Origin of the sequence: Vibrio sp. 1457 (assembly GCF_033340195.1) — a bacterium.
Lineage (GTDB): Bacteria > Pseudomonadota > Gammaproteobacteria > Enterobacterales > Vibrionaceae > Vibrio > Vibrio alginolyticus.
On the sequence record NZ_JAWOWA010000020.1, the window covers coordinates 76,160 to 83,051 of the forward strand.

The 6,892-nt window shown below is 44.9% G+C and carries 5 protein-coding genes; 2 read left to right on the forward strand and 3 right to left on the reverse strand.

What is annotated here, in order from left to right:
- Positions 1–56: 56 nt before the first annotated feature.
- Positions 57–1,742: an alpha,alpha-phosphotrehalase gene (gene treC / locus R7Z41_RS18360; protein ID WP_213894129.1), complete on the forward strand. Its 1,686-nt coding sequence runs from the start codon at positions 57–59 to the stop codon at positions 1,740–1,742.
- 99 nt (positions 1,743–1,841) lie between these two features.
- On the opposite strand, the gene R7Z41_RS18365 is transcribed toward treC, so the two are convergent.
- From R7Z41_RS18365 to R7Z41_RS18375, 3 genes are all read right to left on the reverse strand, one after another.
- Positions 1,842–2,741: a hypothetical protein gene (locus R7Z41_RS18365; RefSeq protein WP_005383600.1), complete on the reverse strand. Its 900-nt coding sequence runs from the start codon at positions 2,739–2,741 to the stop codon at positions 1,842–1,844.
- A gap of 131 nt (positions 2,742–2,872) precedes the next feature.
- On the reverse strand, positions 2,873–4,393 hold the full coding sequence (locus R7Z41_RS18370) for a transcriptional regulator (protein WP_225478065.1): 1,521 nt from the start codon (positions 4,391–4,393) through the stop codon (positions 2,873–2,875).
- Positions 4,394–4,483: 90 nt separating this feature from the next.
- Positions 4,484–5,086: a YitT family protein gene (locus tag R7Z41_RS18375; protein WP_054579054.1), complete on the reverse strand. Its 603-nt coding sequence runs from the start codon at positions 5,084–5,086 to the stop codon at positions 4,484–4,486.
- 347 nt (positions 5,087–5,433) lie between these two features.
- Here R7Z41_RS18375 and glyA point away from each other — a divergent pair, with 347 nt between their 5' ends.
- Positions 5,434–6,684, forward strand: coding sequence for a serine hydroxymethyltransferase (glyA, locus tag R7Z41_RS18380; protein ID WP_225478066.1), 1,251 nt, complete (start codon positions 5,434–5,436; stop codon positions 6,682–6,684).
- The last annotated feature ends 208 nt before the right edge of the window (positions 6,685–6,892 follow it).

Consider the following 6,892-nt stretch of genomic DNA (forward strand, 5'->3'; position numbering starts at 1 on the left):
TCCTATTTTTCTTTTCAAATTTTAAGTTTCCGATTACTGGTAAGTGAGTGTTAGAAATGGCTATGACCAAGCATGATGAGAGCTGGTGGAAAACCGCAACCATCTATCAAATTTACCCAAAAAGCTTTTGTGACAGTGGCAGTAAAGGCACGGGCGACATCAAAGGGATCATTTCTAAGCTGGATTATCTTAAGCATCTTGGTGTGGATGCGATTTGGCTGACGCCGGTTTACCAATCGCCAATGATCGACAACGGTTATGACATATCCGATTACTACTCGATCAACCCTGAGTTCGGCACTATGGAAGATTTCGATACTTTGCTAGCAGAAGCGCATCAGTTGGGTATTCGTATCATCATGGACATTGTAGTGAACCACACGTCGACAGAACACAAGTGGTTCCAATCCGCACTGGGTGATAAAAACAGCCCATACCGTGATTACTACATCTGGAAAGATCCGGTAGATGGTGCTGAACCAAACAACTGGCAATCAAAGTTTGGTGGCAACGCTTGGGCGCTGGATGAAAAAACAGGCCAGTACTATTTGCACCTTTTTGCTAAAGAGCAAGCGGACTTAAACTGGGAAAACCCAGTAGTGCGTGAAGAAGTGAAAGAAGTCATCAGCTTCTGGGCAGAAAAAGGAGTGGATGGTTTCCGTCTCGACGTTATCAACCTGATTTCCAAGCAGCAAGATTTTCCAAGTGACGATATTGGTGATGGTCGTCGTTTCTACACGGATGGTCCACGTGTGCACGAATACCTTCAAGAGATTAGCGAATCTGTGTTTCAAAAATACGGCAGCGTGACGGTGGGTGAAATGTCTTCCACTACGCTAGAGCACTGCCAGCAATATTCTTCGCTAGACGGCAAAGAGCTATCCATGGTGTTCAACTTCCATCATCTGAAAGTCGATTATCCAAATGGTGAAAAATGGACCAAAGCGCCGTTTGATTTCATTCAGTTAAAACAGATCTTCAATCATTGGCAAACGGGCTTAAATGGCAAAGGGTGGGGGGCGCTGTTCTGGTGTAACCACGACCAGCCACGCGTTGTGAGCCGATTAGGTAACGACGAGCAATACCGTGTTGAATCTGCCAAGATGCTTGCGGCATCAGTGCACATGATGCAAGGCACACCTTATGTTTACCAGGGGGAAGAGATCGGCATGACCAACCCGGGTTATACCGAAATCAGCCAATATCGTGATGTTGAAAGTACTAACATGTACGACATCATGGTCAACCGTGATGGTGTATCTCATGACGATATGATGGCGATCTTGGCACAGAAGTCGCGTGATAATTCACGTACACCAATGCAATGGAACAGTGCAAAACACGCGGGCTTTACTGAGGGAACGCCGTGGCTTGAAGTGGCGCAGAATTACTCTGAAATCAATGCTGAAGCTGCGGTTGCCGATTTGAACTCGGTGTTCTACTTTTACAAGCGTCTGATTGAACTGCGTAAACAGGTTCCAGTCATCACCGATGGCCGTTATGAAGATTTACTGCCAGAGCACAAACGTATTTTCGCTTACGCTCGTCAGAACGATAAGCAAACGCTGCTGTGTATCAATAACTACTATGCTGAAGAGGTGGAATGCGTTCTGCCAGAACGTTTTGATATGAGTAAAGCGAAAAACTTGCTATCTAACTATCAAAACTCAGCGAGCGCAGTCGCGTCAAACCATCAAGTGTTACGACCTTACGAAACTCGTATTTTATTGATAGAAGAATAAACTCGGGTGTCATCACCCCTAAGATTGATGTTCGAGATGAAGGCTTTGGTGTGCTCCCCAAAGCCTTCTTTTATTGAGATATCTATAAAAAATGCAAGCTTATTTTGTTTCAATCGCTGTTAGCTGCACTTTCTCTTCGTTGATTTGTACTTGTTGTACTTTCAGCAGTTCAATTTGTTCTATCAGACCTAAGCTCGGATTAAACCAACGTTCTGCCGAAGTGGCGAACTCCATTGAGTCCATATCATCACAGTTTAGGTTGTAGATGTTCTCTTCCATCAGGTATGCCGCTTCAATTTTCTTGCCTGAGATCGAGAACGCTTTACGCACGCCAGTTTCTCGGATTTGCTGTTGCCAAACCACTTGGCAAGATGCTGTCATAGGAAGGTTTTGTACCCACTCATGCTCTTCAAAACGGTCTAGTAGGTTGTGAACTGAGTAGCCTGTAAGAGTGGTTTGCAGAGACATAGTTTCTTCACCGATGTCAATATTCGGGCTTTTCTCTTTTACGTTGTCACCGTTTAGGCGGAAAATCGGACCGCTGTGCATAAGCATGGCAATAAACTGATGACCAATGAAATAAGCGTCAGTGATTTCATGGAGTGCACCATCTGATCCTGCAAAGTAAAGCGTATTGCTCTCTTCGTCGTCGTTGTACTGCTCGTCTGAATAGTAGAACTGTTCGGCGCCGTAGTTCATCAAGTCATTAACCAACTGGACCATTGCCTCGCTGTTTGGGATTTGTGCCAATGCTGCCAATATTTGCTCGCTATCCATCGCTTGGAAGCTCAGTTTCATGTCGCCCTCTGGTTGGCCATCCAAGCTAAACGAATAGCTCAATTGTGTGTTTGGTACAGGAGCGAAAATGGAGTTGTGAATCGAGACGTCGAAACTTTCTTGAGGCACTTTGTTTGGATTCGCACTGCCAGAAGACGAACCTCCGCCACAGCCGTAAAGAGCCAGAGTTGCTGCTGCGATAAGCGTCATTTTGTTTAGCATGGTTTACATTCCTGATTGATAAGGCCGCTTCATGTTGGGCCGTTGCTTGAATGCGAGCATGCTAAGTTCAGCGAGAGAAAAAGGGCAAAAAACAAAAGATAACAGGGGTTAATGAAAGCTTAATTTTATATTTAGGTCTTTGTTTTATTTGGATTTATTTCGTTGGCTACATTAGTGCAATACTCGTTAATGAGCGCTTTCCATCGGCTTATGATTTCTTGATCGGTCACACTAACATGCAACGTTTTCCACGGTTGGAGGCAAGTCTCTTTGGATTCAGATTGAGAAAGACGCTCAAACAAGGTTTCGGAAGGTAAAACGCGCAGCAGCGCCACCAGTGATTCCATGTAGTTGAGACGGAACTGTTCAAGTTTGTTCTGCTTGTAAGCAATGTGAGACACAAAGGTATAAATCAGTGCGTTTTGGATGCGTGAGTCGCCATCTGGTGTCGTTAACAGAGCTTTTGCCCTGTCTAAGTTACCTAATTTGAAATGCAATAGACCTAACCAGAGGCTCAGCTCATCTGGCAAAACATCAAACGACGATTGTACTTGAGTTAAATACGCTTCCAGCTTTTGATGTTCGTGCTCGTATAAGGCGAGATGTCTTGCCGTTGTTATAGCCGCAAACTCATCAGATTGTCGGAGAGGTTGGCTAGAAAAGGCATTCTCGAATAACATTTTTTTGTGAATATCCGAAAGCTGCCACGTACTTGCCGAAGGTGCAGGCAGATTGAAGTATTGCGCGACATCCGAGTGCATTTGGAAAATATCCGATTGTAGGTCAGATAAACGCAGTGTGTACTCATTGCGAAACGCCAGCTTGCCCGTCGCAGGATAAATAAGGTTCATCTGCGCTTTCAAGATGCCTTGCTCTGCGCCGTCTTTTAACTCGATATTGAGCTCGTAGTCGCTGGTCTGCATGTTTCGTGCGCCAGGGAAATATGGCGTATGACCGATAGGATCAAGAAAGTAACTGGGAGCATCTTGGTTGGCGATGTCGGTGTATGGATATTCGACCTGTTGTTGCAGCAAGATGGCTTTGACCAGTATGCGGTATTTTCGCGCCTGAGAGCCGATTGAATCGACACGGTTGAGTAGTAGCTCGACTTTGGGAATCAGTAGTTGATGACGTGTTTGTTGTGTTGAGATTTCTTGGCGTTGCCATAACAAGCTTGCGAGTGTCATGCTACATACCGCAAGTATGGCACATAAGCTGTAAGCAAAAATCAGCTTGAAGTTCTTATTACTCGCCACCTGGGTTGAGATAACGCGCCGATGGTTTTTCGCTGGTGGCACTAAACGAATATTGGCAGGGTTAAGAAAGTAGCCTTTGCGGGGGTAAGTGACTAAAAGCTTAGCGGCATCGTATTCGGGTAAGTACTGCTGTAGCAGTGCACGTAAGGTGCTAATGCGGTTCGTGAGCACATTCTTAGAGATGAACTTGCTCTGCCAAATGGTTTCAATAATGGTGTCAGCAGAGAGTGGGTGGCCAACGCTTGTTAACAGCAGTTCTAATAATTCAACGGTGCGAGGTTCAAGATCAATCGCGATAGCATCTTGATGAAGGCTCTGTGTCTTCGGGTAATAGATCAGCTCTCCAATCGCAATACAACTGTGAGTCTGTTTAGCTTGTTGCAGAAAGTCGCGCATACCGTACCGATCTATTTGGAAATCGCGAAGTATTATATAGCGATTGGAGCGCGAAATCTTATAAATCGCGCTTCAATCATTATCAAAAATTTATGAACCGTAGGTCACGGAATAGCGGTGCGGTTTGTGGTTCATCGCTAACACGACATTGAGTGCAAACGCCCCCAAAATTGAAAGGCCAATCACTTCTGGTGTGACAAAGAAGAATGAAGCAAACAGGATACATGCATCGATTGCCATTTGGCTTTTGCCAACTGAAATGCCAAATTTGTCTTGGATAAACAAACACAGCACGTTAAAGCCACCTAAGCTGGAGCGATGTCTGAATAGGATCAGCATACCGAGCCCCATTAAAAGCCCGCCTGCGACGGCGCAATAAACTTCATTTACCGATTCGAGCGAGATTAGCAAATAAAGATGATCGGCAAAGATAGAAACCAACGCGCCAGAAATGGCACTATTAATGGCGAAATGACGGCCGAAGCGTTTCCATGCTAGTAAGTAAAAAGGACTGTTTGCTAAAAAGTACAGCACACCAAAGGTAAAAGGTGTAAATTGGCTAACAAGCAGAGCCAATCCAGTCGTGCCTCCCGTTAGAAGGTTCGCGGATTGGAGAAAGAAAACGCCTTGAGCTACTAAAAAGGTACCCGTGAGAATCGCTATCCAGTCTTCTTTTAATGAGTGTTTTTCCATCAATGTTGCAGTCATTAGTGATAAATAAGGCGTGCATAGTAGTAAAAAGATGATCTTTTCGGTAGCTAGAGGGTAAAATTTACGGTAAACCTATGTAATTGCTGTTTTACAGGGTGTAAAGCACAAATTTGACAGGCAATAGATTGTCGTTATGCGATTGCAATGCTGGCATGATAAACATTGCTTGTCATCATGAAAAAACTGCATGAGAAAAATTGTAAATTTCTCTTTATGACCTAAATCAAATTATGTAGAATGCGCGCCATTAGGGTGACGAAAACGTTTGCGTCGGGTCATTCAACAGTTTTTTTGCAACTTTCAGTACTAATCTGAGTCAGGAGATACAGATGCTTAAGCGTGATATGAACATCGCAGATTACGATGCGGAACTGTTCGCAGCTATCCAGGAAGAAACTCTTCGCCAGGAAGAACACATTGAACTTATCGCTTCTGAAAACTACACAAGCCCACGTGTAATGGAAGCGCAAGGTTCTCAGCTAACGAACAAATACGCTGAAGGCTACCCAGGTAAGCGTTACTACGGCGGTTGTGAGTACGTAGATAAAGCTGAAGCACTAGCAATTGAGCGTGCATGCCAACTATTTGGTTGTGAGTACGCTAACGTACAGCCTCACTCAGGTTCTCAAGCAAACAGCGCAGTTTACATGGCGCTTCTTAACCCAGGCGATACAGTTTTAGGCATGAGCCTAGCGCACGGTGGTCACCTAACTCACGGTTCACCAGTAAACTTCTCTGGTAAGCACTACAACGTTATCCCTTACGGTATCGATGAAGCTGGTCAAATCAACTACGACGAGATGGAACAGCTAGCACTTGAACACAAACCTAAGATGATCATCGGTGGTTTCTCTGCTTACTCGCAAATCGTTGATTGGAAACGCATGCGTGAAATCGCTGACAAAGCAGGTGCTTACTTATTTGTTGATATGGCGCACGTAGCTGGTCTTATCGCTGCCGGTGAATACCCAACACCAGTACCGCATGCTCACGTGGTAACAACAACGACGCACAAAACACTAGCAGGTCCTCGCGGTGGTCTTATCTTGTCAAATGCTGGCGAAGATATGTACAAGAAATTGAACTCAGCAGTGTTCCCTGGTGGTCAAGGTGGTCCTCTAATGCACGTTATCGCTGGTAAAGCAGTAGCGTTCAAAGAAGCGATGGAGCCAGAGTTCAAAGCTTATCAAGCTCACGTAGTGAAAAACGCAAAAGCAATGGTTGGTCAGTTCCAAGAGCGTGGCTACAAAATCGTATCTAACGGTACAGAAAACCACTTGTTCCTTGTTGACCTAATCGACAAAGATATCACTGGTAAAGACGCAGACGCGGCACTAGGTGCAGCAAACATCACTGTAAACAAGAACTCAGTACCAAATGACCCACGCAGCCCATTCGTAACGTCTGGTATTCGTGTAGGTACGCCAGCGATCACTCGCCGTGGCTTCACTGAAGAAGATGCAAAAGAGCTAGCAAACTGGATGTGTGACGTTCTAGATAACATCGGCAACGAAGAAGTTATCGAAGCGACTAAACAGAAAGTGCTAGAAATTTGTAAGCGTCTACCAGTTTACGCATAACTGCTTTTCATCGAGTGAGTCGATTTCGGTGTCGAACATACTCATTTGCTCGCGCAAACTCCGTGTGTTCTTCTAGAACGCGACTCATCTATTTTGAACGTTGATATACTAAAGGTCCTCAATTGAGGGCCTTTTTGTTTTCAGCCCTAAACCACCTACTTCAGTAGGTGGTTATCATCCGTTTCGGCTTTGCCTGTAAAACTACTCA

Coding starts and splice junctions, on each gene's coding strand:
- treC (WP_213894129.1), top strand. CDS start 57: ATGGCTATGACCAAGCATGATGAGAGCTGGTGGAAAACCGCAACCATC.
- R7Z41_RS18365 (WP_005383600.1), bottom strand. CDS start 2,741: ATGCTAAACAAAATGACGCTTATCGCAGCAGCAACTCTGGCTCTTTAC.
- R7Z41_RS18370 (WP_225478065.1), bottom strand. CDS start 4,393: ATGCGCGACTTTCTGCAACAAGCTAAACAGACTCACAGTTGTATTGCG.
- R7Z41_RS18375 (WP_054579054.1), bottom strand. CDS start 5,086: ATGGAAAAACACTCATTAAAAGAAGACTGGATAGCGATTCTCACGGGT.
- glyA (WP_225478066.1), top strand. CDS start 5,434: ATGCTTAAGCGTGATATGAACATCGCAGATTACGATGCGGAACTGTTC.